Here is a 25611-nt window from a genome sequence, read left to right as displayed (position 1 = left end):
ACCTGTTACACAGTGTCGAGGTAGATCTCGACCTGTTCCTCTGGGGTCAATTCCTGCATGTAATGCAATTCCTGACGCTTCGTCAGCACGAAGTTGCGGATCATCTCGGGCGCGAAAATCCGCGCGACATGGGGGCAGCTTTCAAACAGGTCGATGGCGGTTTTCCAATCGCTCGGCATGCGCGGCAATTCGGCGGCATAGGCGTTGCCGGTGATCGGGGCGGGCGGCTCAAGCGCATCTTCGATCCCGTTGAGCGCTGCACCCAGCACGGCGGCGAGCATCAGATAGGGGTTCACATCCCCGCCCGATACGCGGTGTTCGATGCGCCGCGCCTTGTGGCTGCCCGAGGGGATGCGGATCGCGGCGGTGCGGTTCTCATAGGCCCAGCAAACCCCGGTGGGCGCGTGGGATTCCGGCACCATCCGGTCAAAGCTATTGGCATGCGGGCAAAAGACCAGCGCCGAGCCCTCCATCGCGTTCATGCAGCCCGCCACAGCGTGGCGCAGCGTGTCGGTCCCCTTCGGCCCGCCATCGTCGAAGATGTTGTCGCCCTTCTCATCCAATACCGAGAAATGCGTGTGCAGGCCGGAGCCGGAGTAATCCTCATAAGGTTTCGCCATAAAGCTTGCGGCAAAGCCGTGCCGCCGTGCCAGACCCTTGACCAGCATCTTGAACAGCCATGCGTCATCGGCGGCGCGCAGGGCGTCATCGCAATGCATGAGGTTGATCTCGAACTGACCCAGACCCGCCTCGGAAATGGCGGTGTCGGCGGGGATGTCCATCTCTTCGCAGGCGTCATAAAGATCGGTGAAGAACAGATCGAACTGGTCAAGCGCGCGGATCGACATGGTCTCGGCCGCTTTGCGCCGCTTGCCCGACCGGGGGGAGACGGGCACCTGAAGGTTGCGGCCCGAATCGTCGATCAGGAAGAATTCCAGCTCAACGGCGCAGACCGGCGTCAGCCCGCGCGCCTTGTAGCGGTCCAGGACCGCGCGCAGCGCATGGCGCGGATCGCCGGGGTAGGGGCGGCCATCTTCGCGGAACATCCAAATCGGCAGCAGGGCCGAGGGCGCGTCGAGCCATGGCATCGGCATGAAGCCCCGTTCGGTCGGTTTCAGTACGCCATCCGCATCGCCCGTTTCGAACACCAGCGGACTGTCGTCGATATCCTCGCCCCAGATGTCGAGGTTCAACACTGAGACGGGAAAGCGGGTGCCTTCGGTTGTCACCTTATCGGCAAAACGCGAGGGAATACGCTTGCCGCGCGCTTGGCCATTGAGGTCGGCGGCGGCCACACGAATGGTGCGGACCTGAGGATTTTTGCGAAGCCAGTTGTTCATACATCACCTGAAAGGGCGGTGGGCATGTCACAAAGCGGTTCGCCCGGGGGCAAAAGCGGTTGGCGCCCACGCGCCGCGTAATTTGATCAAATAATGGATACTACCGGATCAAATTAGGACGCAAGCGAATTTTACGGCGTTGCGCTTGGGGCAGGTGGCGGTTGAGGCGGGAATTGATCAAACCGAAGACGCCGATGATGCAGAGCGTCAGAAGGATGAAATAACCGGCAAGAATGGGATAGGGGACGAAGGGGTTGAAGGTCTTATCCGCGAAATAGCTGGCGTAATAGAGCGCGTCACCGCGCTGCTGCCATGCCGGGAAACCGCTGAAAAACACCAGTGTCGTGGCGTGAAACAGAAAAATCGCCTCATTCGTATAGGCGGGCCAGGCAAGGCGCAGCGAGGTGGGCCAGATCACCCGGCGAAAGCGCGACCAACCGGACAGACCATAGGCATCCGCGGCCTCCACATCGCCCTTGGGGATGGATTGCAGCGCGCCGTAAAAAATTTCGCCCGAATATGCGGCAGTGTTAAGAAAGAGCACGATTAACGCGCCAAGCCATGCCGCGGTGAAGGGGGCGAAGAAGGCGTATTCCGATTTCAGCGACAGAAACAGGAAGTAGCCAAAGAAGAACTGGATGAAGAGCGGCGAGCCGCGGAAGATGAAGATGAACCACTCCGCCGGTTTGCGAAACCACGGGTTCGCGCTGGCCTTGCCGACGCCAAGCGCCGTGGCAAAGAAAAACCCGGTCAGCAGGGCGACGACGCCGAAATAGACGTTCCAGATCATGCCCGAGCCAATGAGCGTGAACTGTTCGCAAAGCGTGAAACCGTCGCGCGGCAGCAGCCGCTCGCCATAGCCAAGAGACCGCAGGCCATAGTCTTGAATCGTTTGCAGACAGCTCATGCGCCGGCCCTCCGCTGGGCTTCGCCGCCGGTGGTGGCTTGGCCGCGTGTCAGTCGTTTCATCAGACGGTCCAACGTGATCTCGGAAATGCGGGTGAAGAGCAGGTAGAACACCAGCAGCGCGAGGAAGTACCACATGCGCCAGTCCGGGTGCGGGTAATCGGTAAAGCGCGGCGTCTTGGTCCCGCCCAGTTCACGCGCCCAATAGACGATGTCTTCGACGCCCAGCAAAAACAGCAGCGGCGTGGCCTTGATCAGCACCATCCACAGGTTGCTGAGGCCGGGCAGGGCATAGACCCACATCTGCGGCACCAGCACCCGCCAGAAGGTCTGGCGATGGGTCATGCCATAGGCTTCGGCGGTTTCGAGTTGCGGGTGCGGCACGGCGCGCATGGCCCCGAAAAGCACATTGGCCGCGAAAGCCCCGAAAACGATGGCAAAGGTAAAGACCGCAAGGCCGAAGCCATAGGTCTCATGCACCCATTGGGCGGCATTGCCCAAGGGCATCTTGGCCTCTTGGCAGACGACGAAGTCGCTGCCTTGGCGGATCGGCATATCCCAATCGGGACAGAGCACCTTGTGGCGCAGATACTCGATGCCCTGATCGAGCGCGATCACGAAAAACAGGAAGAAGGCGATGTCGGGCACACCGCGCACCAGCGCGATATAGCCCTTGCCGACCCAGCTGAGCGGCGCGAAACGCGCGCGTGCCATCATGGCCCCGCCAAAGCCGAAGGCCAGCGCCACGGGGGCGGTAACCGCCAAAAGCAGCAGGACCTTCAGGAAGGACAGGTAGAAGGACATATGGACGCCGGTGGTCAGGTAACAGGCGGTCCAGAGCCAGTCATTCAGGGTCGACGGATCGGTGCAGAAAGAGAACATGGGCCCCCGTGGGCTGATCTGCGCGCGGGGCCCGCGCAGGCATGGTCAGGCGCGCCGCGACGGGCGCGCCTGAGATGGAATCACTCGTAGGTGGTGGTGTCTTCGCCGAACCACTTCTTGAGCATCTCGTTGAGCGTACCGTCTTCCTTCATCTCAGTGATGACGGTGTCAAAGATGTCGCGCAGTTCGGTGTCGGACTGGCGCAGGCCCATGCCGATGCCACCGCCGAGCGGCACATCGTCGCCCACGAACATCAGCTCACCGCCGGATTCCTCGACGATCGGCACAAGGTAATCCTTGTCGGCGAAGACCGCGTCGGCCTCACCGTTGCGTACGGCGGCGACGGTCTCTTCCGGGGTTGCGAATTCGATCAGCGTGGCGCCGCTTTCGGCAACATAGCCCGCCTGAATGGTCGCGGTCTGACCGGCGACAACGCCGCCTTCGAGGTCCGCGTCCTCAGATGCCGCCACATAGGCCGAGGCGGTGGGCGGATAGTAGTTCTGCGTGAAGGCGATGACTTCCTTACGCTCGTCGGTAATGCTCATGCCCGCCATGATGGTGTCGTAGTTGCCCGACACGAGGTTGGGGATGATGCTGTCCCAGTCGTTCTTGACCCATTCGCAGGTCAGTTCGGCGCGCTTGCACAGCTCGTCGCCCAGCTCACGCTCGAAACCGTCGACTTCGCCGGCGTCGTTGATGAAGTTGTAGGGGGGGTAGGCGCCCTCGGTGCCCATGCGGATGGTTTTGCCATGGGCTTCGGCCATCGCGAAGCCAGCGGTCATGCTGAGCGCGACGCTTGCCAGTAGGATCTTTTTCATTTGGTAACTCCCTTTGGTTCTTGTTTACGCAGGCTGGGTTGCCGAAAGGAACCCACGCAGACGTTCCGATTTGGGCGCGCCGAAGACCTCTTCGGGCGTCCCTTGTTCTTCGATCAGACCTTGGTGCAAAAAGACGACATGATCGCTGACATCGGCGGCCAGTTTCATGTCGTGGGTCACGATCACCATCGTGCGCCCCTCTGCGGCCAGATCCTTGATAACCTTGACGACTTCCTGCTCCAACTCGGGGTCGAGCGCACTGGTGGGCTCATCAAAGAGCAGCGCCTCGGGCTCCATGCAGAGCGCGCGGGCGATGGCGGCGCGCTGTTGTTGGCCGCCGGAGAGCTGGGCGGGATAGACATCGCATTTGTCGCCGATGCCGACCTTTTCCAGATAGCCGCGGGCGGCGCGCTCCACCTCCGCCCGGTCGCGGCCCAGCACGGTCAGCGGCGCTTCCATCACGTTTTGCAGGATCGACATATGCGCCCAGAGATTGAACTGCTGGAAGACCATCGACAGGTTGGTGCGGATGCGCAGCACCTGTTTGGCGTCCGCCGGGCAGCGCTGGTGGCCGTCGCCCTTCCAACGCACCGGCTCGCCCTTAAAGATCACCTCGCCCTGTTGGCTGTCTTCGAGCAGGTTGCAGCAGCGCAGCAGCGTCGATTTGCCCGAGCCGGACGACCCGATGAGCGAGATCACATGGCCACGCGGGGCGGTCAGATCGACCCCTTTGAGAACCTCCAGCGCGCCATAGGCTTTGTGGAGGTTCTTGATCTGGATAACCGGGGTGTCTGTGGTCACGGAAACTGTCGCCAATCTGTCATTTCAGTGCGCTATAAAGCGACGAATCGACGGAAATTGCAACGCACAGTTTGCCCCGCGTTGCATCACAGTCCCGGTGCTGACGCTAAGTCAGTTTTCTTTGGCAACACGCTGGCGGGCCATGGCGCTGTCGGTATCGGTGACGCCCAATAGGTTCGACACCAGCCGCAGCAGCGCGTCTTCTTCGTCGGAACGGCTGCCGTCGGCCAGAACCACCTGCCAAAGTGCCTCGATGACCTCCAGCCGGTGTTCATAAGGCACCGCATCCTTGATCGCGCGGGTAAAGCGCACGGTGTCGGGGGCTTGGGCCTCCAGCGCCTCGGCCTCTTTACGCAGGGCGGTGGCGTCGGCCTCGTTCAGGCCGTAGCGCTCGGCGGCGATCCGGTCGATTAGGCGCCGCTCGCTCATCGCGTAGTCATTGTCGGACCGGGCGATGCGCACCAAAAGCGCGGTCAGCGCGAGGCGGGCGTCATTGTCGGCCAATGGATCGGGTTCGGGCTGGGTCAGCCGTTTGAGAAAGTCACCAAACATATATGCGTTATCATCCTGCTGCGGGGAAAGGGAATGTCATAGCGTGTTCAAAGCGTTAGCTCGGGCTGCGGCCATATCCTCATCCGACAGGCCAAGGGCGGTTTCGATGGCGACAAGCTGAATTTCCTCGTCTTCGTTGCGCGCCCCGTCCGAAAGGGCCACCTGCCACATCGCCTCGCCCAATGCCTTGCGGTCGGCATAGTCGACCTCTTCGCGCAGGATGCGGGTGAACTCCGGCGTGCCGGGGGCGTCACGCTCAAGCGCTTCGCAAGTGGCGCGCAGTTTCGCCGCCTCGATGGGTTTGAGGCCAAAGGTCTGCGCCAGAATGCGGTCGATCTGGCCGATCTCCGAGGCGCGGTAGTTGCGATCGGCAAAGGCCACACGCACCAAAAGCGCGCCAAGTGCCAGTTGGGCATTGGGCTGCGGCAAGGGTTTCGGCTGTGCCTTGCGGCGGGGGAACAGTCGGTTCAGCATGGGGCTCACTTATCGCAGGAAACAGGGTCGCCATAGAGGAAACTGCGCATCGGGGGCGCAGGTTCCTGCAAGGGGCCACATGGGCTTAGCCGTCATAGCCCTCGACGATGACCAAAGACCCGTCCGCCACGTTCAGGCGAATGTCTTTCGCCCGCTGGTAGCCGGGGCTTTCGTAACAAGCGACCGCATCGGCGTAGCTGTCGAATTCCAAAACAACGGTGCGAGCGCGCATCTGCCCTTCGCGGATCTGCTGGGTGCCGCCGCGAACAAGGAAGCGTGCGCCGTAATCCGCAAAGGGTTTGGCATTGGCAGCACGGTACTTGTCGTAAATCGCAGTGTCGTGGATATCCATGGTGGCGATCCAATAGCCCTTTGGCATTTGTTATCTCTCCTGTTGGGTCAAAGTGGCGAAACGGGCGGTGAGGTTCTGTGCCTCATTGTCGAGCCCGTAGGGGGGATTGATCACGAACATGCCCGAGCCGACCATGCCATGCCCGGGCCGCGCGGGCGGAAAGCGCACTTCGTGGCGCAGCGCATCGGGGTGATTGGCGGTGAGCTTGCCGAGCATCGGCTCATGCGCGCGGTTGGTCAGGATCGGATACCACAGGGCGATGATGCCCACGTTCCAGGCGCGGTTGAGTTTGGCAATCTGGCGGGGAATGGTCTCGTAATCGGTTTTGATCTCGTAAGAGGGGTCGATCAGCAGCATCCCCCGGCGCGGTGTTGGCGGGGTCAGGGCAAAGGCCATCTCGAACCCGTCGCTGAGGTGGCATTTCGCCGGGTAGGGCGACATTGCCAGATCAAGGGCGCTGTGTTCTTGCGGGTGCAACTCGGCCAGATGGATGCGGTCATCGGGGCGCAGCAGTTTGGCGGCCAGCAGAGGAGAGCCGGGGTAGGCGCGGGGGCCGTGGGCCTCGCGCAGCGCTTCCAGAACCTGTCTGTAGGGGTGATCGGGGGTGAACCAATCGCGCACCTTGTCGATGCCCTGCCGCGCCTCGCCCGTCTTTTCCGCCGCCGCATCCGACAGGTCATAAAGCGCCCGCCCTGCATGGGTTTCCAGATAGGTGAGCGGTTTGTCCTTGCGGGTGAGATAGGACAGCATCCACGCCAAAAGCGCGTGTTTCTGCACGTCTGCAAGGTTTCCGGCGTGGTAAATGTGTTGATAGCTCAGCATGGCCTAGCTGTAGCGGATGCGATGGCGGGTGCAACGCGAAAGAGCGGGAGCTAAGGGCCAGCGCCTGTCCGCGGGTGGGCGAACCAAACCGCGATCCATGTCACTTTATGGTGCTACCGTGATGTGTTCTCGCAGAAGTACGCGCCCGTCGCGAAATCGCCTACCCGTCGCACCGCAGGTGCGCCGAATGAATGATGGCACGCCTACGGCGTGGCGGGCGGGCAGGCGATGGCCCGGCGCCTGCGGCTTGATTCCGGGCCTTTTAGTGGTTGCCCGGCAGAAAAAAGGCCCGGTGCAAAACGCACGGGCCTCAAGAGCTTATACCAACCGAGACACATCCTTGGCGGCGCGCACGAAATCCTTGAACAGGGGGTGCGGGTCGAAGGGCTTGGACTTCAGCTCAGGGTGGAACTGGACGCCGATGAACCACGGGTGATCCGACCATTCGACGATCTCAGGCAGCTTGCCGTCGGGGGACATGCCCGAGAACTTCAGCCCGGCCTTCTCAAGCTGGTCCTTATAGGCGATGTCGACCTCGTAGCGGTGACGGTGACGCTCATCGATGGTGGTGGTGCCATAGGCTTCGGCCACGCGCGACCCTTCAACCAGCGTCGCGTCATAGGCGCCCAAGCGCATGGTGCCGCCCTTGTCGTCATCGACTTTGCGCGCCACTTTGTGGTTGCCCTGAACCCATTCCTTGAGGTGGTAAACAACCGGCTCGAAACGCTTTTTCCCGGCTTCATGGTCGAATTCTTCCGACCCTGCCGTCTTCAGACCCGCCACGTTGCGCGCCGCTTCGATCACGGCCATCTGCATGCCAAGGCAGATGCCCAGATAGGGCACCTTATGCTCGCGGGCATATTGCGCGGCCTTGATCTTGCCCTCGGTCCCGCGCTCCCCAAAGCCGCCGGGGACGAGGATCGCGTGGAACCCTTCGAGATGCGGGCCGGGGTCTTCGCTGTCGAAAATCTCGGCGTCGACCCATTCGACCTTGACCTTCACCCGGTTCGCCATGCCGCCATGGGTCAGCGCTTCGGCGATGGATTTATAGGCGTCTTCAAGCTGGGTGTATTTGCCGACGATGGCGACTTTGACTTCGCCCTCGGGGTTGTAAATGCGGTCGGCCACATCTTCCCAACGCGACAGGTTCGGCTTGGGCGCGGGGGTGATCTGGAAGGCATCGAGAACCGCCTGATCCAGCCCTTCGCGGTGATAGGCGAGCGGGGCTTCGTAGATCGATTTCAAATCCTGCGCGGCGATCACCGAATCCGGGCGCACGTTGCAGAAAAGCGCCAGCTTCTCACGCTCCTTGGCGGGGATCGGCCCTTCGGAGCGGCAAACCAGAATGTCGGGCGCGATGCCGATGGAGCGGAGTTCTTTGACCGAGTGCTGCGTCGGCTTGGTCTTCAATTCGCCGCTGGCCTTGACGTAGGGCAGCAGCGTGAGGTGCATGAAAATACACTGGCCGCGCGGCTTGTCTTGGCTGAACTGGCGGATCGCCTCAAAGAAGGGCAGCCCCTCGATATCGCCCACGGTGCCGCCAATTTCGCAAAGCATGAAGTCGACCTCATCATCGCCAATGTCGATGAAGTCTTTGATTTCGTTGGTAACGTGGGGGATCACCTGAATGGTCTTGCCCAGATAATCGCCGCGGCGCTCTTTCTCTAGCACGGTGGAGTAAACCCGACCCGAGCTGATGCTGTCGGTCTTGCGCGCAGCAACACCGGTGAAACGCTCGTAATGCCCAAGGTCGAGGTCGGTTTCTGCGCCATCATCGGTGACGAAGACTTCGCCATGCTCGAAGGGCGACATCGTGCCGGGATCGACGTTCAGATAGGGGTCCAGCTTGCGCAGACGTACCGAAAAACCGCGTGCCTGAAGCAAGGCACCCAAAGCCGCCGAGGCCAGACCCTTGCCCAGCGACGAGACCACACCGCCTGTGATGAAGATATAGCGTGCCATGTGATCGGAGACCCCCGTGAATTCAAAGTTTGTTGCAGGCAAAAACCAGCCAAACGCGCTGCGGAAAACCGCAACACCACGGGATTTAAGCCTTACAGGATTCGTGCGTTTGAGGCAAGGCCCGCCGCAACATACAGTTGCGGAACCGGGCCGTGCCTCAAGGTTTTGTGTTCGTTAGGTTAATCGGCCGCAGGGACCAGCGGTGTGTTACCATCCGCGGAAGGCGGCAGCAGGTCGTCGCCCGCGGGCAGGGCCGGGCTGCCATCTTGGCTCTGGGCGGGCGGTGTCGCACTCAACCGGTCGATGACCGACGAGCCTGCGGATTTTTCCGCCGCGATGATGGTCAGCGTGATCGATGTGGCGATGAAACCGGCGGCGAGCGCCCATGTCACCTTGCCCAGTGCCGTGGCCGCCGCGCGGCCCGAAACGGCACCGCCGCCACCACCGCCCATGCCAAGGCCCCCGCCCTCGGACCGTTGCAGAAGTACCACGGCGATCAGGCCAAGAGCCAGAATCAGGTGAATGATCAGAACGACATTTTCCATGGGTACGACAGCTTTCGGTTTTGGTTGGCGGGTATCTATTCGTCTTTGCCCATGGGGGCAAGGGTGGATTGCCGCCGGGTGATGATCGGATCAGGAGGGGGCGGCCTAAGGGATCAAAGGCACGCGCAAAGACCGCCGCATGGGGGCGACGGTCTTTTGAAGCAGTACTCAACCACAATATGTAAGAGGGCTATCCTGGAATTAAGGTGGTGCAGACTCGCTTCGTACCCTCATCATAGCATGAAATGCGGGCAAATTCGCCCATATTATTTGCAGAGAAATGAAGGGATTGCCCGTGATCGGCGATGGACAGCCGAGTGCCGCTGGGGCAGTCTGTCGCCATGCCACATGATCATTCGGACCACGACCACCCCCATGCCCTGCTGCCGCCCGAGCCTGCGCTCAGGGTCAAGGCGTTGGAGACACTGCTGACGGCCAAGGGGCTTATCGACCCCGCCGCGCTGGATGAGATCATCGACACCTATGAAAACCGCATCGGCCCGCGCAACGGGGCCGAGGTCGTCGCCCGCGCCTGGAGCGACCCTGATTTCCGCGCGGCCCTGCTTGAGGATGCGACCGCCGTGGTGGCCGAGATGGGGTTCTTCGGGCGGCAGGGCGAACATATGGTCGCGGTGGAAAACACGGACGAGGTGCATAATATCGTCGTCTGCACCCTGTGCTCTTGCTATCCTTGGCCGCTTTTGGGCATCCCGCCGGGCTGGTATAAATCCGATGCCTACCGTGCCCGCGTGGTGCGCGAGCCGCGCCAAGTGCTGGCTGAATTCGGCGTCGACCTGCCCGAAGAGACCGCCGTGCGCGTTTGGGATTCGACAGCTGAGGTGCGTTATCTGGTGATCCCGCAACGCCCGGCGGGGAGCGACGGCATGGATGTCGCCGCGCTGGCTGATCTTATCACCCGCGACAGTATGATCGGCACCGGATTGGCCAAAGCGCCATGACCCGTGTGCATGACATGGGCGGGCGTTTCGGCGATGGCGCGGTAGTGCCCGAGGGCGAAGATATGGTCTTTCACGCCGATTGGCACCGCCGCGCTCTGGCGCTGACCTTGGCCACGGGGACGTTGGGCAAATGGAACATCGATGTGTCGCGCCATGCCCGCGAATGTCTGGCCCCGACCGATTACATGCGGTTCAGCTATTACGAGAAATGGATCGCCGGGGTGGCCGATATGCTGGTCGCCCGCGGGGTGGTCAGCCGCGAGGAACTCTCGGGCGAAGCCGCGCCCACGCCCAGCCCGCTGGCGGAAAAGACGCTGAAAGCGCCGCAGGTGGCCGGGGTGCTGGCCCGTGGTGGTCCGGCGGACCGCCCCTCGGATATCGCGCCGCTCTTTGCGCCGGGCGACAGGGTCGTAACCCGCAAGCAGCCGGAAAACACCATCGTTCCGGGCGGGCACACCCGGCTGCCCGCCTATGCCGCGGGCGCTTCAGGGCGGGTGCTGCGGTTGCATGGCACCCATGTTCTGCCTGATAGCAACGCCCATGATCTTGGCGAAGCGCCGGAGCCGCTTTACGCGGTGGCCTTCCCGACCTCTGAACTTTGGGCGCATCCCGAACATCCCCGCGATGAGGTCGTGCTCGACCTTTGGCAAAGCTATCTGGAGGCCCCATGAGCGCCCCGGAACCCGTGTTCGAGGCGCCATGGCACGCGCAGCTTTTCGCGCTGACGGTGCATCTGAACGAAAGCGGCCTTTTCGACTGGCCCTTCTGGGCCGACCGCTTTGGCGCGACTTTGGCGCGCCACGGGCTGGCGCGCGCGTTGAACGGCGGGGAGGACTATTTCAACGCTTGGCTCGAAACCCTCGAAACCCTGCTGATCGACGCGGGCCATGCCCGCCCCGGTGATCTGCGCGCCCTGCGCGACGGGTGGGAGGCCGCCTATCTCAGCACCCCGCATGGCGACCCGGTGCATCTGAAGGCGGGGCAAAGCGTCTAAATCCGCTCCCGCGTTTTTTCGAGTTTCACACGCCTGCCACTGTCGCTATACGGGCGCGGGACATCGCAAAGGAATATATCATGGCCAATGTCGTCGTTGTCGGCGCCCAATGGGGTGACGAGGGAAAAGGCAAAATCGTTGACTGGCTCAGCGAACGCGCCGATGTGATCGCACGCTTCCAAGGCGGGCATAACGCGGGCCACACTCTGGTCATCGACGGCAAGGTCTACAAGCTGCACGCGCTGCCTTCGGGTGTTGTGCGCGGTGGCAAGCTGTCAGTCATCGGCAATGGCGTGGTGCTGGACCCGTGGCACCTGCTGAAAGAGATCGAGACGATCGAAGGGCAGGGGGTGGAGATCAACCCCGAGAACCTGATGATCGCGGAAAACACGCCGCTGATCCTGCCGTTCCACGGTGAGCTTGACCGCGCCCGCGAAGAAGCGGCCAGCAAGGGCACCAAGATCGGCACCACCGGTCGCGGCATTGGGCCATGCTACGAAGACAAGGTTGGCCGCCGTGCCATCCGCGTCGCCGATCTCGCCGATCCGGCGACACTGGAGGCCCGCGTTGACCGTGCGCTGCAGCACCATGATCCGCTGCGCAAGGGCTTGGGTGTAAAGGCCATCGACCGCGATGCGCTGATCGCACAACTGCAAGAAATCGCACCGAAAATCCTGCGTTTCGCCGCCCCCGTCTGGAAGGTGCTGGCCGAGAAACGCAAAGCGGGCAAGCGCATCCTTTTCGAAGGTGCACAGGGCGCGCTTCTCGACATCGACTTTGGCACCTATCCCTTCGTTACGTCGTCGAACGTGATCGCAGGTCAGGCGGCGACCGGCGTGGGCCTCGGCCCCACCGCCATTGATTATGTGCTGGGCATCGTGAAGGCTTACACCACCCGCGTCGGCGAGGGCCCTTTTCCGACCGAATTGGAAGACGCCGACGGTCAACGTCTGGGCGAACGCGGCCATGAGTTTGGCACCACCACCGGGCGCAAACGCCGCTGTGGTTGGTTCGACGCGGCGCTGCTGCGCCAGACCTGCGCGACCTCCGGTATCACTGGCATCTGTCTGACCAAGCTCGACGTGCTTGACGGCTTCGAGACGCTGAAGGTCTGCGTGGGCTACGAGTTGGACGGTGAACGGCTGGACTATCTGCCCACCGCCGCCGAGCAGCAGGCGCGGTGCACGCCGATCTACGAAGAGCTGCCGGGCTGGTCCGAATCGACCGAAGGCGCGCGCAGCTGGGCCGATCTGCCTGCCAATGCGATCAAATATGTGCGCCGGGTCGAAGAGCTGATCCAATGCCCCGTGGCCCTCGTCTCGACCTCGCCGGAGCGGGAGGACACCATTCTGGTGACCGACCCTTTCGCGGACTGATCTGATGGCGCTGAGCTACAAGGCGCGCCGCCGTTGGGCGCTGGTGATCCTGCTGATCGGGCTGCCGAGCTATATCGCCGTGGCGGTCTGGACAGTGGCCCAATTCGACCGCCCGCCGGTGCTGCTTGAGCTTGGCATCTATGTCGCGCTTGGCATCGTTTGGGCGCTGCCGTTCAAATTTGTCTTTCGGGGCATCGGACAGGCCGACCCCGATGCGGAAGACGATCGTTGAAACCCAATAAAAAAGCGCCCCGCGGGGCGCTTTTTCGTATCTGGCGGAGGGCCGTGGTTTAACCCACGGCGCGGTGATCGGGGCGGTAACCGATCTCATCCGAGACGGTGAAACGCCCGCCTTTGATCTTTTCAATTTTACCTGCGCGCAACAGTTGACCGAAGGAGCGTAGCCCGTCTTCGCGGGTGAAATCCGGCAGGCCGATCGAGCGGACCTTGCCCATCAACTGCGGGCGAGAGAATTGGTCACGCCCCTCGACGAAAGACATGTATGATGCCGCCGCCTCAAGCAGTTCGGGCAGTTTGGTGGCGCCCATGTCGGCGGCGAAATCGGCAAAGCTTTCGGCATCGGGGTTGGTTTTGACCGGCTCGACCACGGCGGCCACTCGGCGCGGACGCACGGGGCCCGCGCTGCGCAGCTTGTCGACATCGATGCGCTGTTCGGCCACCAGTTTCAGTGGGGCGGAGCGGGCATCGGCCTTGGGCCGCTCGGTCCGGGCCGGGCGGGTGACGGGGCGGCGCGGGCGGACCACATCCGCCAAGTCTTCGCGGTAGGCGTCATCCGAGGTCGCGGTGGTGGCGCGGCCCCCCATTGCTTCGTCGGCTTTCTTGGCGGCCACGGCGGCGCGCAGGTGGGCAAAGGCATCGCGGCGCGTGGTGCTTTCGGCCTCGTCCATCTTGCTGTCGGTTTCCGCCATCAGGCGCGACATGTCGGGGCCGGTCTCATCGTCGATGGTGGGCAGGCTGTGACGGGCCGCTTGCGCAGGCTCGGGCTGCTCTTCGACTGGCTCCGCGGCGGCTTCGACCTCTTCGGGCTCTTCCTGAGCGGGCGCCGCTTCCGGCTCGGCCATCTCAACCGCAGGCGTCTCTTCGGCCTCTTCCGGAGCGGCTGCACCGAGTTCGGCTTCCAATGCGGCCAATTCGCGGGCCAGCTCGTCTTCATCCTCGGGCGAGAGGGAGGAGCTGCGCTTTTCCTCTGTCTTCGCGGCAGGCGCCTCTTGTGGTGCCGGGTCCGAGAGCTCTTCGAGATCGCCCCGCGCCACGGCGGCTTCGAGATGCGCGCGCTTGACCTTGATCACGCGCCCTTTGCGCGGCAGGTCGGCGGCGTCGATTTCCGGTGCGGCTTCGGCTTGGGCTTCGGCCTCAGGCTGTTCATCGGCCTCGGCGTCGAACAGGCTCTCGTCCGTCTCGGCGCTTTCCGCCTCATCCTCCTCTTCGGCCTCAAGCCGGTTGAGGATATCGGCGAGATCGTCGTCCTCGTCCTCCGCGGCCTCCTGCGCCATTTCGGTCGCTTCATCGGCCTCCAGCGCGTCTTCGATGTCACGGCGGGCGGCGGCGATGGCGGCTTGGCTCTCTTCCGGCGCGGCTTGCGTTTCAGCGGTGGCGCGGGCCACGGGCGCGGCTTCTTCTTCGTCATAACCAGCCGCTTCGTCTTCGTCCTGCTGGGCGACGACGGCGCGGATGCGCTGCAGCTTCGCGGCGATGCTGTCGGCAGGGGCGGCGCTCGCGGCGGGCAGCTCTTCGACGCTGGCTTCCTGCGCTTCGTCCTCGAAATGAGTCTGCGGCTGCGGGCTGGCGGCAAAGAAGGCTTCGGCTTCGCTGGTGTCCTCGGCCTCGGCAGCCGGTGCAGGCTCTGGAGCAGGCGCAGGCTCTTCAGCGGTCTCTGCGATCTGGGGTTCCGGTGTGGCGGGCGCTTCCACGGCGGCGGTGTCGGCGATCTCGGCCTTGAGGGGGGCGGGGGCCTCTTCCTCTACCGGTGCAGGCTGTGCTGCGACGGGGGCTTGCGGCGCTGCGGCCTCAGCTTTAGCCGGCGCGGCGGCGGGGGCCGCCGCTGGAGGCGCTTGGGCCGGAGCTTCGGCGCTTTGGTTCTCCAGCGCGCTCAGTACGATCTTGCCTTCTTGCTCGCGGGCTTGCACCCGGCGGGAAACTTCGCGCTGCGCGATCCGGGCGAGCATCTCGGCATCGGGTTGCGGTGGTTCGGCACCGAAGTAGCGGTCATCCGAGGCCAGATCGCGGAAATACTCGGCAATGGCCTTCATCGTGCCGAAGGAATCGTCGAAGCCTTCCAGCGTGCACGAAAAAGTGCCATAGGAGACCGTCAAGATTTTGTTGCTGTTCATCATCGGATGCTCGTCCTCTGCGGTGTTGCAGGTATCGTTTACCACGATGTCCAAGACCAAAGCGGCTCGAATCTGTGCCATTCAACGTATGATTTCAAGGCAAGATTAAGGCAGATTTCCAAAAGGGGCATTAATTGACCGCTTCAGAGCACATCGTAAGGGAGGAGGGACCAGTCACGCTGCTGGGTGGCGGAGAGGTCTTTGCGGGGGACATCGAAGCGGCGCTGGCGCTGGCCCCGACCTGCGTGGCGGCAGACAGCGGGGCTGCGGTGGGCGTGGCGGCGGGGGTGGAACTGGCCGCGGTCATCGGCGATCTGGATTCCGCCCCGGCAGAGGTCTTGGCCCAGATCCCGGCCGCGCGGCGCCACCGCATCGCCGAGCAAGAGAGCACCGATTTCGACAAGGCGCTGACCCGGATCGACGCGCCGCTGGTGCTCGGGGTCGGCTTTACCGGGGCGCGGTTGGATCATCAGCTTGCGGCTTTCAACACGCTCGCCACCCATCCGCATCGCTCCTGCATCCTGTTGGGTGCGCATGAGATCGTGCTGCTGGCCCCGCCGCGGATCACGCTGCCGACGGCGGCGGGGGATGTCGTCTCTCTCATGCCTCTGGCCCCGGTAACGGGGCGCAGCCAAGGGTTGGAATGGCCAATCGACGGGCTGGATTTCGCGCCGGGTGGCCGGATCGGCACGTCGAACCGCGCCTTGGGGCCGGTCACGCTTGAGATCGATGGCCCGGATATGCTGCTGATTCTGCCGCGCCGTCTTATGGCGCCACTGGCGGCGCAACTGCTGCGGCCAGAGCACGCGCCGTGGCCCGCTCGCGCATGACGATGTAAAGCCCCGCGCCCACGGTGATCAGAATGCCGAGGCCCGCCAATGGGTTGGGCAGGTCGGAGAAGATCAACAGCCCAAGCAGCGTGGCAAAGGGAATTTCCAGATATTGCATCGGCGCCAAAGTGGCCGAGGGGGCAAAGCGCAGGGACCAGGTCATCAAAAGATGCGCCACCGTGCCCAGCACCCCGATGCCGAGCAGGAGGGTCCAGTCGAGCGCATCGGGTTGGATGAGCCGAAGCGGCGCAATCTGTGTCATGGTGCCAAGCGCAAGGAGCGGCAGGATCATCACCACCGCCATGACCCCGCTGACGGCCTGCAGGCTGATCGGATCGGTTTCTTTCGCGATCTGGCGCGTCACCAGCATGAAGAAAGAAAAGACGACCGCCACGACGACGGGCAGCAGCGCGGGCCAGCCGACATTGGCAAAGCTCGGCTGCACGATCAAAAGCGTGCCGAGAAAGCCCACGATGCTCGCGCCCAAACGTCTGGGGCCGACCTCTTCGTTCAGGATGAATTTGCCGAGCAGCAGCATGAAGAAAGGCATGACAAATGCGATGGCGACCGCATCGGCGAGGGGCAGGTATTTCAGCGCGGTGAACATCGCCGCGATTCCCGCCATATGCAAAAGGGTGCGTAGAAAGGTGAGCCGTAGCACCCGACCCCGCATGTGCCAAATGCGCCCGGAGTACCAGACGATGGGGATCAGGATCAGCGCCTGAATAGCAAAGCGGAGGAGCACCACCTGCCCCAAGGGGACCGAAGCGCCCAGCAATTTGGCCACCGCATCGCCCACGGGGGCGACGATGCAGAAGCCCATCATGAGGGCTATTCCAATGAGGGGCCGATCCTGTTGCATTGCGTTACGCTAAGGAAGCTTTGTTGCAAATGCAATCTTTGGTTGAAGTTTGATTGCTGTTGTCTCGTGCTTTTTCTCAGAGGCAGAGGCAGAGGCAGAGGCAGAGGCAGAGGCAGAGGCAGAGGCAGAGGCAGAGGCAGAGGCAGAGGCAGAGGCGGAGGCAGAGGCAGAGGCAGAGGCAGAGGCAGAGGCAGAGGCAGAGGCAGAGGCAGAGGCAGAGGCAGGGCAGAGGTCCGATCAGCACCCCGCTCTTGAAGCAGTCAAAGTGACCCACCTTTCAGCGGCGATAAGCCCCGCCTATCCGAAACTCAGGCCGCGGGGCGGCTCAGGTTCACCCGATTCCGGCCATGGGTTTTCGCCGTGTAAAGCGCCCGATCCGCCCGCGCCATCAAGGCTTCGGCTGACAGCGGGTGGCCTTCCTCTTCCACTGGGCCGACGGAAAGACCGATGCTGATGGTCACATGGATCGGCTGGGGCGTGCCGGGAACGACAAAGCCGCGGTTGCCGATATCGGCACAGATGGCCGCCGCCGTCTTCTCTGCATCCGCAAGGCCGGTGCCGGGCATGACGATCAAGAATTCTTCCCCCCCGATCCGGGCCACAAGGTCCATGCCGCGCAGGTTGTTGCGCAGCCGTTCCGCCGTTTGCACCAAAACGGAATCCCCCGCAGCATGACCGTAACGATCATTGATGCCCTTGAAGTGATCCAGATCGGCGACCATCACCGAAAAGGGGCGAGCGGTCGCAACGGCATGTTCCGCGATATGGTCCAGATGGGGCAGGGCATAGCGGCGGTTGTGCAGCCCTGTCAGCGGGTCGAAAACGGCGGCCTTCAGCCCCGTGCGCACCGTGTCGCGCAGTTGGTCCGTCATTCGCTTGCGGCGCAAAATCGCATGCAGGCGCAGCGCCATTTCCGCCGGGTTGAAACCTTCGGTCATCAAATCATCCGCCCCTAGGTCAAGGGCGGTGGCGGCAAGCGCCGCATCCGGGGCCAATTGCACCACCAGCAGCCCGGTATGGCGGGTCTGGGCGTTGGCCCGGAGCGTCGAGATCAGACGCAAGGCTGCCGTGGCGGGCACGGGGTCTTTGGGCAGAACCAAAACGAAAGCGTCGGGCGGTCCATTGGCGGCGGCGGCGCGAATGGCCTCCTCCGGATTGGCGAGGGTGAGGCGCGCGCGCAACTGAGGGCGGAGTTGTTTCGCCCAATTCACGCTTACCGCGCTGTCGGAATGGATGATCACACAGTGGCTGCGGGCGGTGAATTCCGCCGCAGGCTCCGCCAGCCCGAGCGCGCGGGTCGTATCCTCGCGCATTTCCCATTCGTCTGCCGCATTGCGGGCGCGGATGAGGCTGCGGGTCCGGCCCAACAGCAGCGTGCAATCGAGCGGTTTCAGCAGGACATCGCTCGCCCCCGCTTCGAGTGCTGTAAAACGGTCGACGGCCTGATCGCTATTACCGATGGCCAAAACCGGGAGCTGCGCGGTATCGGGAGTGGCTTTGAGCGCGCGACAGAGGTCCGCCGCCCCGCCACCCGGCAATGTCAGCGCGCAGATCACCAGATCCGGCGGGTTTTCCCGCAGGCAGGCCAAAGCCTCTTCCATGTCTTCGGCCTGAACGACGTGATAGTATGCCGCACAAAGCTTGACCTTGAGGGCGATGCGATTGGTCGCGATCGCATCTGCAATAAGGATGGTCCCTTGCACGACAACTCCTTCACCGTACAAATCAGTTTGATGCGAGAGTCTTTGCCCCCTAATGGTTAACAAAGGGTTTCCAACCTTCAGCAAAAGACGGTTTTCCAATGTCCTATACCCAAGACACCGCTGAGACTTTGGCGCTTCAAGCGCTGGGCTGGCTGGCGGCGAATGATGATCTGTTGCCGGTGTTTCTGGGCAGCACCGGTGCCTCCGAGGCGGACCTCAAAACGCAGGCCAGCGACCCTATTTTTCTGGGTGCTGTGCTGGATTTCCTGATGATGGACGATGCTTGGGTGATCGGGTTTTGCGACCATCTGGCGATCCCCTATGAGCGGATCATGCAGGCTCGCGCGGCGCTGCCCGGGGGGGAGCAGGTGCATTGGACTTAAGAAATGTTAAAGCGCTGTTGTTCGACAAGGATGGCACGCTTTTCGACTTCGCCGCGACTTGGGAGCCTTGGGCCGAGGCCTTCTTGCTGCGGGTCTGTGAGGGGGATCGCGAGCTGGCCGCACGGGTGGGCGCGGACATCGGCTTTGACCTCGCCACGCGCCGTTTCGCCCCGGACAGCATCGCCATCGCCGGCACACCGCAGCAGGTGGTCGATGCCTTGGCCCCGCATTTTCCTGACCGCCTGCCAGCGGATCTGTTGGACATCATCAACGCCGAAGCCAGCGCGGCGTCACAGCGCGAGGCGGTGCCGCTGCGACCGTTTCTGCAAGGGCTCCGCGACCGGGGTCTGCGCCTTGGCGTGGCGACGAATGATGCCGAACACCCCGCGCGGGCCCATCTGCTGGCGGCGGGGGTGGTCGATATGTTCGACTTTATCGCAGGATTTGATAGCGGGCATGGGGGCAAGCCGTCGCCGGGGCAGTTGCACGCCTTTGCCGCCCATGTGAACCTTCCGGCCGCTTCTGTCGCGATGATTGGGGACAGTGTTCACGATCTGGAGGCCGCGCGGGTGGCGGGAATGCTGCGGGTCGCGGTGCTAACCGGCCCCGCCACGGCGGAAGACCTCGCCCCCTATGCTGATTTGGTCTTGCCGGATATCAGCCATTTGGCGGAGCGCTTGGCCTGAGGACGCTTTATTTTTCGACCATGCGCGCGCCTTCGAGCAGCCCCTCTTCAAGGGTATCGCCATGCAGGACCGAGATATCGCCCGTGGTCTCCAACACCACGGCGCGCACATCAGAGAAGCGCAGGGCATTGGCCTCTCGCAACTTGGCGATCAGATCGGCTCGCGCGACGCGGGTCTCGCTGAGGGCGGCATCGAAAATCTCACCCTCCCGCATCAGGATCACGGGTTCGTTCTGCACGGCTTGCTCGAAGCTGTCGGAAGCCTGCCGTATTTTCGCGATGACGAATTGCGCGCCGAGCAGGGCTGAGATGGCCAAGGTCGGCTGGGCGAACTCCGGCCATGTGGTGGCCTGACAGGCGCCGGCGAGCAGCGAGCCGGTGGCGACCGTGGCGACAAAGTCAAAAGCGGTCATCTTTGAGAAGGTGCGCAGCCCGATGACCCGGACCACGATGATCACCCAAGTCAGCGCAATGGCCGAAAGCAGCAGCGCGCGGGCGAGGATATCCAGCGGGACGTGATCAAAGAACATCAGCCATGCCCCCCGTTCAATGCTCGGCCCCGTTGGATAAAGAACCTCCCCAGCAGCACCACCATCGCCATGGCAATCAGGCCCAGATAGCGCTCATAGACGCCATCGATCCCGGTGGGCAGAAAGAAAAAGGGCGGGGCCGAGACCAGCCAGAGGAGCGAGATCACCTTGAGCGATTTGGCAAGGAAGCTTGATATATCGGCGAATCCCCGCGACAGCAGCCAAGGCACGGCGAGCATGATCAGGCCGAGCGCGTAGACCAGATAGATATGGATCACCACACCGTCGGAATCGCGGTCTCCGTATTCGTTGCGCGCGCCCACCAGAAAGACGATGAGCCCCAGCAGGGCGAGCCCGATGGTGGCGATGCTCCACCAGCGGTCGCCAAAATGCACATGCGCGCAAAGCAGGGCGCAGGCGATGAGCGCGGCGGAGAAGGCATAGATGCCGATGTCGACGATGAACTCATACCGTCCCGCGCCCAAATCGCTGATCGTGTCGGCGATCCAATCGTGATCCGGCACGACGAAATCCGCGATCAGGATCGATACGGCGAATATCACACAGCCAAGAATGGCCACCCAGCCCAGACAGACCATAAACCCCGGCGCGCTGTGCTGCCGGGGTGCTGTGACGTCATTGCTCATGTTGCGTAACCCTTCTTGGCCGCCTCGGTCGGACCCAATGCATCAATCCGAAAGCCGCGAGCGTTCTTCGGCGTTGGGGCTGCCGGCGGGGGCTTCGTCCAATGTGGCCTCGGGGCGGTGCAGGTCTTCTTGAGGTTTCTTGGGCGGTGTCTTGTTCTCGTCCTTGGGGTGTTTGGGATCATCGCTCATGGAAAGTCTCCTCAGGCTGGGGAGAGACGGGGCATCGCCTCTTCTTCCTTTACCGAACGCGCAGCATATGGCGGCGGTTCCGCGGGCGGCGCGGGGCGCGCCCAAGGCAATTTCCCGACAACTGTATTCATCAGGTCAATCTTAACCACTGCCCCCGCAATCTGGGGTTGGGAAAATGGGAATGAGGCAATCATGCACGGGCTTATCAACCGCAGCATCCAAAACTACTTTTGCGCCAATTACGGGCAGAGGCTCTGGGCCGATGTGGCCGCGCGGGCCGGGTTGGATTTCACCGAATTCGAGGCGATGATGACCTATCCGGATCACGTCACCCCGGCGGTGCTCGAAGCGGTCTGTGCTGTGCTGGACCGGCCCCGGGCCGAGGTGATGGAGGATGTCGGCACCTTCCTCGTGGCGCAGCCGGGCTATGAGGCCGTGCGGCGCTTGCTGCGGTTCGGCGGGGTCAGCTTCAGCGATTTCCTGCAATCGCTCGACGATCTGCCGGACCGGACCCGCCTTGCCCTGTCGGAACTGCATCTGCCCCCGGTCGAACTGCGCGAAGACCCCGATGGCCAGTATTCCCTGATCTGTGAAGCGCCGCTCGTGGGATACGGCTATCTGATGATGGGGGTTCTGCGTGCTATGGCCGACGACTATGGCGCGCTGGTGCTGTTGGAGCATTGCGGGCGATCCGAAGGCGTCGAAGCGTTGAAAATCATTCTGGTCGAGGCCGAATTCTCCGAAGGGCGCCGGTTTGAGCTTGGGGCGCGGGCATGAGTGGCGCAGGCCACGATCCGGCGGTTCTGGACAAGCTTTGCCCGATGCATCTGCTGCTCTCAGCCAGCGGCAGAATTCGCCACGCTGGGCCCACGATCCAGAAGTTGCGCCCGCGGGCGCCGCTGGCGGGGCGGCGGTTTCTGGATACGGTCACCGTCAAACGGCCCCGTGGCATAGCGGGGATGGAGGACCTGCGCCGGGCGGCAGGGGTCAAGCTGCACCTCGCTTTTCGCGATGCGCCGCGGACCGAGTTGAAGGGCCTGCTGGTGCCGCTGGGGGATCGGCGGTTGATCGTGAACCTCTCTTTCGGGATTTCGATTTTCGACGGGGTGCAGGACTATGCGCTGACCAATGCGGATTTCGCCGCCACCGATCTGGCGATCGAGATGTTGTACCTGATGGAGGCGAAATCCGCCGCGATGGAAGCCTCGCGCCGTTTGAACCTGCGCCTGCAAGAGGCGCGGATCGCGGCGGAGGAACAGGCCTTTACCGATACGCTGACGGGGCTAAAAAACCGGCGCGCGCTCAACGCGGTGCTGGAGCGGTTGATCACCGCCGGTGAGGGGTTTGCCGTGATGCATGTCGATCTCGACTACTTCAAAGCGGTGAACGACCGTTTGGGCCATGCGGCGGGCGATCATGTGCTGCAAGTCGTCGCCCACATCATGCAGCAAGAAACGCGCAGCTCTGACATGGTGGTGCGTTTGGGCGGGGATGAGTTCACCGTGGTTCTGCCCGATGTGCGCAGCGAGGGCATCCTGCGCGGGATCGGCCAGCGGATCATCGACCGGCTCGAAGAGCCCATTCATTTCAAGGGCGAGGTCTGCAAAGTCTCGGCCAGCATCGGCACGGTCTGGATCCAGCGGGGGGACCGGCGATCGCGCGACGTGGTCTTGGCCAATGCCGATGCCGCACTCTATGCCTCGAAACACGCAGGCCGGGCGCGGCATACCTTCTTTGACCCGGCCCTGCGCGCGGGGGGCGGGATGGTTGCCGCGCCTGCCGAAAAGGGCGGCGGCTAATCGCTCGGGGGCGCTGCAGGCCGGGGCGGAAGGGCACGGGGGCAGTGGACCGCGCAGATCGGCTGGCGTATCACAAGGGCATGAAATCGCCCCTGCATCTGCTCCGCCGCCTGCGCCAACGCCTGCACAACGCCCGCCGCCGCGCGCGCTTTGCTGCCTCCTTGCAGCATTTGCATGGGCCGAGCAAACTTGACACCGCCCCGGGCGAGGTGGTGCTGATCGCCTTGGTGTGCGACGGCAGCTATTACCTCGACGCTTTCTTTCGCCATTACCGCGCGATGGGGGTGCAGCATTTCGTCTTTATCGACAACGGCTCACGCGATGACACCATCGCCCGGATCAAGGCCCAAAAGGGCACGGTGATCGACCGTTGCACTCTGCCGTTGGCCGAATACGAAGACCTGATCCGCCAGTACCCCGCGCAGACCTATGGCAAGGACCGCTGGTGTCTCTATGTCGATATGGACGAGATTTTCGATTTCGAAGGGCGCAGCCAGATCGGCATCAAGGGGCTGACCGCCTATCTCGACCGGCAAGGCTATACCGCTTTGGCCGCGCAGATGCTTGAGATGTTTCCAAAAACCAGCCTCGCGGCGGCGGCGGGGATGCCCTACAAACAGGCGCTGCAATCCTTCCTTTATTACGACATCAGCGCGGTGCGCAAAATCGATTACCACAGCCCGGAGATTCCGTTCTCTGCCCTGCTGGCCGACAATGCGCTATCCAACAAGGCGGTGAAATTCGCCTTCGGCGGCGTGCGTGGCAAGGTCTTTGGCGAGGATTGCTGCCTGACGAAACATCCGCTGATTTTCAATGGGCCAGAGGTCACCCCCGCGCCGCATCCGCATCTTTCTTCGGGGCTGCGCGTGGCGGATATGTCGGCGGTGATCAAACACTACAAATTCGCCAATGACGCCGCCGCGCGGGATGCCGAGACGTTGGGCGCGGGCAACCTGTCTCATGGCGAAGACGCGCGGCGCATGGCGGTGATCGGGCAGAACCCCGATGTCTCGCTCTTCTCACTGGATGCGCGGCGCTGGAACCGGGTCGAACTTCTCTATCGCGCGGGCTTTCTGGTGCCGTCAGAGGCCTATAGCGCCCATGTCGCCGCTTGGCGTGAAGAGCATGCCGCATGAGCATCGGTGCCGTCGTCATCGGCCGGAATGAGGGCGCGCGGCTGGAACGGTCTTTGCAAGGACTGGCGGAGCAGGTGGCACAGATCGTCTATGTCGACAGCGGCTCGACCGATGGCTCGGTCGCCATGGCGCGGGGGCTGGGGGCCGAGGTGGTCGAGCTTGACATGCAGCAGCCCTTCACCGCCGCGCGGGCGCGCAATGCGGGCATGGCGGCATTGGGTGAGGGGATCACGCTGGTGCAGTTCCTCGACGGGGATTGCATCCTTCGAGACGGTTGGCTGGCGGTGGCGGAGGCCCATCTGAGCGCCCATCCGCAGGTCGCCGTGGTCTGCGGCAGACGGCGTGAGGAAAACCCCGAAGCCTCTGTCTACAACAGGCTGATCGACCGCGAGTGGGATACGCCCGTGGGCGAGGCGCGCGCCTGTGGCGGTGACGCGCTGATGCGGTTGGACGCGCTGCGCGCCGTGGGCGGCTACCGGGCCGAGATGATCGCCGGGGAAGAGCCGGAGCTTTGCCAAAGGCTGCGCCGCGCGGGCTGGCAGATATGGCGGCTCGACGCCGAGATGACATGGCACGACGCGCAGATCACTAAGGTTGGCCAGTGGTGGCGGCGCAGCCTGCGTGCGGGCCATGCCTTTGCCGAAGGGGCCGCGCTGCATGGCCGCGGGCCGGATCGGCATTGGGTGGCCGAGACGCGCCGCGCGCTGCTTTGGGGGGCGCTTCTGCCCGCCGTGATCCTGCTCTTGGCGCTGATGCTCCCTTGGGTTGGGCTTGGGCTGGCTCTGATTTATCCGCTGCAACTGTTGCGGTTGATGCGGCGGGGCGGGGCGGCTTGGGGCTTCTTCACCCTGATGGGCAAGTTCCCTGAAGCCTTGGGCGTGCTGAAGTATCACATGCGCCGCGATGGGCGGATCATCGAATACCGCTGACGCCTAGCGCGCCCGCCAAGCCTCAAGCGTCAGGCGCGGGAGGATCGCGAAACAACGGGCATAGCGCGGCACCATCCGCGCCGGGCTTTGCATAGCCCGCCAAAGCCACTCCAAAGCCAGCATCCGCATCCATTTCGGTGCGCGGCGCTGCCGCCCGGCGAGGAAGTCCAACCCCGCCCCGATCGAGGCGAAACCCACCCTCGGCGCGATGTCGCGTCCGCGTGCGGCAAGGATCTCTTGCTTGGGCGCGCCGAGGGCCAGAAAACAAAGGCGCGCGCCGCTTTGGGCGATCTCCCGCAGGGCGGTATCCGCCTCGGCACTTTCGGGGTCAAAACCCATGGGCGGGGCGGCGATATGGCAAATCTCCAACCCCGGCAGGCGGGTCCGCAGGGCCACTGCGGCCCCTTGGAGCGCGCCCTCATCGCTGCCGAAAAAGGCGACAGGCAGCGAGTGCGCGGCGGCCAACTCGCAAAGCGGAAGGATCAGATCGGAGCCGGGCATCAGCTCGACCGGCTGGTTGGCGAGTTGCGAGAGCCAGACCACGGGGCGGCCATCGGCCACGATGAAATCCTGCGCGCGATAGGCGGCGGCGAAGCCCGCATCGCGGGGCAATTTGGTCAGATGGTCGAGGTTGAGCGTAGCAAGGGCGAATCCCTGACCCGTGGCAAAGCGGGCGCGCAGGGCCTGAAACAATGCGGCCCGCGTCGACACATTGACCTCCACGGCGGCAGTGCCCGTGCCATACTTCATGCCGCGCCTTCCGCTGTCGCACCGACGCTGGCAG

30 protein-coding genes are annotated in these 25611 nt (G+C 63.3%); 12 read left to right on the top strand and 18 right to left on the bottom strand.

Annotated features, from left to right (window positions below; all coding sequences use genetic code 11):
• Positions 1–5: 5 nt before the first annotated feature.
• From ACGYLI_RS01370 to secG, 11 genes are all read right to left on the bottom strand, one after another.
• A complete protein-coding gene (locus ACGYLI_RS01370) occupies positions 6–1340 on the bottom strand; it encodes a glutamine synthetase family protein (RefSeq protein WP_394416529.1) in 1335 nt (444 codons plus the stop codon).
• Positions 1341–1440: 100 nt separating this feature from the next.
• Positions 1441–2247 (bottom strand): ABC transporter permease, encoded by an 807-nt coding sequence (locus ACGYLI_RS01365; RefSeq protein ID WP_067260997.1) that lies wholly within the window; start codon positions 2245–2247, stop codon positions 1441–1443.
• Positions 2244–3128 (bottom strand): ABC transporter permease, encoded by an 885-nt coding sequence (locus ACGYLI_RS01360; protein WP_394416527.1) that lies wholly within the window; start codon positions 3126–3128, stop codon positions 2244–2246. The genes ACGYLI_RS01365 and ACGYLI_RS01360 overlap by 4 nt, the downstream gene beginning before the upstream one ends.
• Before the next feature lie 80 nt (positions 3129–3208).
• Positions 3209–3946 (bottom strand): transporter substrate-binding domain-containing protein, encoded by a 738-nt coding sequence (locus ACGYLI_RS01355; RefSeq protein WP_394416525.1) that lies wholly within the window; start codon positions 3944–3946, stop codon positions 3209–3211.
• A gap of 24 nt (positions 3947–3970) precedes the next feature.
• Positions 3971–4747, bottom strand: a complete 777-nt coding sequence (locus ACGYLI_RS01350; protein ID WP_209219002.1) for an ABC transporter ATP-binding protein — start codon at positions 4745–4747, stop codon at positions 3971–3973.
• A gap of 111 nt (positions 4748–4858) precedes the next feature.
• The gene (locus ACGYLI_RS01345) at positions 4859–5299 is read right to left on the bottom strand and encodes a TerB family tellurite resistance protein (RefSeq protein WP_209219001.1); all 441 of its coding nucleotides are present in this window, start codon (positions 5297–5299) and stop codon (positions 4859–4861) included.
• Between the two features lie 36 nt (positions 5300–5335).
• The gene (locus tag ACGYLI_RS01340) at positions 5336–5773 is read right to left on the bottom strand and encodes a TerB family tellurite resistance protein (RefSeq protein WP_067261006.1); all 438 of its coding nucleotides are present in this window, start codon (positions 5771–5773) and stop codon (positions 5336–5338) included.
• Positions 5774–5858: 85 nt separating this feature from the next.
• A complete protein-coding gene (locus ACGYLI_RS01335; RefSeq protein WP_067261008.1) occupies positions 5859–6152 on the bottom strand; it encodes a DUF1330 domain-containing protein in 294 nt (97 codons plus the stop codon).
• A gap of 3 nt (positions 6153–6155) precedes the next feature.
• Entirely contained in the window at positions 6156–6947 is a 792-nt protein-coding gene (locus tag ACGYLI_RS01330; protein ID WP_394416522.1) for a 23S rRNA (adenine(2030)-N(6))-methyltransferase RlmJ, read from the bottom strand.
• Positions 6948–7265: 318 nt separating this feature from the next.
• Complete coding sequence (locus ACGYLI_RS01325) at positions 7266–8909, bottom strand: CTP synthase (RefSeq protein WP_067262354.1); 1644 nt, start codon at positions 8907–8909, stop codon at positions 7266–7268.
• A gap of 179 nt (positions 8910–9088) precedes the next feature.
• Entirely contained in the window at positions 9089–9454 is a 366-nt protein-coding gene (gene secG / locus ACGYLI_RS01320) for a preprotein translocase subunit SecG (protein ID WP_067262351.1), read from the bottom strand.
• Between the two features lie 341 nt (positions 9455–9795).
• Between secG and nthA the strand changes: the two genes are divergently transcribed.
• The 5 genes from nthA (at position 9796) to ACGYLI_RS01295 (ending at position 13015) form a co-directional block, all read left to right on the top strand.
• Positions 9796–10413, top strand: a complete 618-nt coding sequence (gene nthA, locus ACGYLI_RS01315; RefSeq protein WP_394416520.1) for a nitrile hydratase subunit alpha — start codon at positions 9796–9798, stop codon at positions 10411–10413.
• Positions 10410–11084, top strand: a complete 675-nt coding sequence (nthB, locus tag ACGYLI_RS01310; RefSeq protein ID WP_394416518.1) for a nitrile hydratase subunit beta — start codon at positions 10410–10412, stop codon at positions 11082–11084. The genes nthA and nthB overlap by 4 nt, the downstream gene beginning before the upstream one ends.
• On the top strand, positions 11081–11407 hold the full coding sequence (locus ACGYLI_RS01305; protein ID WP_394410007.1) for a nitrile hydratase accessory protein: 327 nt from the start codon (positions 11081–11083) through the stop codon (positions 11405–11407). Before nthB ends, ACGYLI_RS01305 begins: the two co-directional genes overlap by 4 nt.
• Before the next feature lie 80 nt (positions 11408–11487).
• Positions 11488–12783 (top strand): adenylosuccinate synthase, encoded by a 1296-nt coding sequence (locus ACGYLI_RS01300; protein WP_394416516.1) that lies wholly within the window; start codon positions 11488–11490, stop codon positions 12781–12783.
• 4 nt (positions 12784–12787) lie between these two features.
• Positions 12788–13015, top strand: coding sequence for a DUF2842 domain-containing protein (locus ACGYLI_RS01295; protein WP_067262328.1), 228 nt, complete (start codon positions 12788–12790; stop codon positions 13013–13015).
• Positions 13016–13073: 58 nt separating this feature from the next.
• Here ACGYLI_RS01295 and ACGYLI_RS01290 read toward each other — a convergent pair whose 3' ends face one another.
• Positions 13074–15215 (bottom strand): hypothetical protein, encoded by a 2142-nt coding sequence (locus tag ACGYLI_RS01290; protein ID WP_394416514.1) that lies wholly within the window; start codon positions 15213–15215, stop codon positions 13074–13076.
• A gap of 53 nt (positions 15216–15268) precedes the next feature.
• Between ACGYLI_RS01290 and ACGYLI_RS01285 the strand changes: the two genes are divergently transcribed.
• Positions 15269–15964: a thiamine diphosphokinase gene (locus ACGYLI_RS01285; protein ID WP_394416512.1), complete on the top strand. Its 696-nt coding sequence runs from the start codon at positions 15269–15271 to the stop codon at positions 15962–15964.
• Here ACGYLI_RS01285 and ACGYLI_RS01280 read toward each other — a convergent pair.
• Both ACGYLI_RS01280 and ACGYLI_RS01275 read right to left on the bottom strand, forming a co-directional pair.
• Positions 15900–16826 (bottom strand): DMT family transporter, encoded by a 927-nt coding sequence (locus ACGYLI_RS01280; protein ID WP_394416510.1) that lies wholly within the window; start codon positions 16824–16826, stop codon positions 15900–15902. The two genes, ACGYLI_RS01285 and ACGYLI_RS01280, sit on opposite strands and share 65 nt — an antisense overlap.
• A gap of 308 nt (positions 16827–17134) precedes the next feature.
• Entirely contained in the window at positions 17135–18529 is a 1395-nt protein-coding gene (locus ACGYLI_RS01275; protein WP_394416508.1) for a diguanylate cyclase, read from the bottom strand.
• A 98-nt stretch (positions 18530–18627) separates the two neighbouring features.
• On the opposite strand from ACGYLI_RS01275, the gene ACGYLI_RS01270 reads away from it, so the two are divergent.
• The gene (locus tag ACGYLI_RS01270) at positions 18628–18912 is read left to right on the top strand and encodes a DUF3572 domain-containing protein (protein WP_271687853.1); all 285 of its coding nucleotides are present in this window, start codon (positions 18628–18630) and stop codon (positions 18910–18912) included.
• Entirely contained in the window at positions 18903–19598 is a 696-nt protein-coding gene (locus ACGYLI_RS01265; RefSeq protein WP_394416506.1) for an HAD family hydrolase, read from the top strand. The genes ACGYLI_RS01270 and ACGYLI_RS01265 overlap by 10 nt, the downstream gene beginning before the upstream one ends.
• Before the next feature lie 7 nt (positions 19599–19605).
• On the opposite strand, the gene ACGYLI_RS01260 is transcribed toward ACGYLI_RS01265, so the two are convergent.
• From ACGYLI_RS01260 to ACGYLI_RS01250, 3 genes are read right to left on the bottom strand one after another with little or no spacing between them, the layout of a single operon-like run.
• Entirely contained in the window at positions 19606–20127 is a 522-nt protein-coding gene (locus ACGYLI_RS01260; RefSeq protein WP_271687850.1) for a DUF421 domain-containing protein, read from the bottom strand.
• Entirely contained in the window at positions 20127–20774 is a 648-nt protein-coding gene (locus tag ACGYLI_RS01255; RefSeq protein ID WP_394416504.1) for a DUF998 domain-containing protein, read from the bottom strand. Before ACGYLI_RS01255 ends, ACGYLI_RS01260 begins: the two co-directional genes overlap by 1 nt.
• A gap of 42 nt (positions 20775–20816) precedes the next feature.
• Complete coding sequence (locus ACGYLI_RS01250; RefSeq protein WP_156505607.1) at positions 20817–20963, bottom strand: hypothetical protein; 147 nt, start codon at positions 20961–20963, stop codon at positions 20817–20819.
• A gap of 192 nt (positions 20964–21155) precedes the next feature.
• Here ACGYLI_RS01250 and ACGYLI_RS01245 point away from each other — a divergent pair, with 192 nt between their 5' ends.
• From ACGYLI_RS01245 to ACGYLI_RS01230, 4 genes are read left to right on the top strand one after another with little or no spacing between them, the layout of a single operon-like run.
• The gene (locus ACGYLI_RS01245; RefSeq protein ID WP_394416502.1) at positions 21156–21740 is read left to right on the top strand and encodes a heme NO-binding domain-containing protein; all 585 of its coding nucleotides are present in this window, start codon (positions 21156–21158) and stop codon (positions 21738–21740) included.
• Entirely contained in the window at positions 21737–22762 is a 1026-nt protein-coding gene (locus tag ACGYLI_RS01240; RefSeq protein WP_394416500.1) for a diguanylate cyclase domain-containing protein, read from the top strand. The genes ACGYLI_RS01245 and ACGYLI_RS01240 overlap by 4 nt, the downstream gene beginning before the upstream one ends.
• 44 nt (positions 22763–22806) lie before the next feature.
• Positions 22807–23898: a glycosyltransferase family 2 protein gene (locus tag ACGYLI_RS01235; RefSeq protein ID WP_394416498.1), complete on the top strand. Its 1092-nt coding sequence runs from the start codon at positions 22807–22809 to the stop codon at positions 23896–23898.
• Complete coding sequence (locus ACGYLI_RS01230; RefSeq protein WP_394416496.1) at positions 23895–24827, top strand: glycosyltransferase; 933 nt, start codon at positions 23895–23897, stop codon at positions 24825–24827. The genes ACGYLI_RS01235 and ACGYLI_RS01230 overlap by 4 nt, the downstream gene beginning before the upstream one ends.
• A gap of 3 nt (positions 24828–24830) precedes the next feature.
• Here ACGYLI_RS01230 and ACGYLI_RS01225 read toward each other — a convergent pair whose 3' ends face one another.
• The gene (locus ACGYLI_RS01225; protein WP_394416494.1) at positions 24831–25577 is read right to left on the bottom strand and encodes a WecB/TagA/CpsF family glycosyltransferase; all 747 of its coding nucleotides are present in this window, start codon (positions 25575–25577) and stop codon (positions 24831–24833) included.
• Positions 25578–25611: the final 34 nt, after the last annotated feature.

This window comes from Sulfitobacter sp. 1A13421 (assembly GCF_043557285.1).
Lineage (GTDB): Bacteria > Pseudomonadota > Alphaproteobacteria > Rhodobacterales > Rhodobacteraceae > Sulfitobacter > Sulfitobacter faviae.
This window is presented reverse-complemented; position numbering and strand designations above follow the sequence as displayed.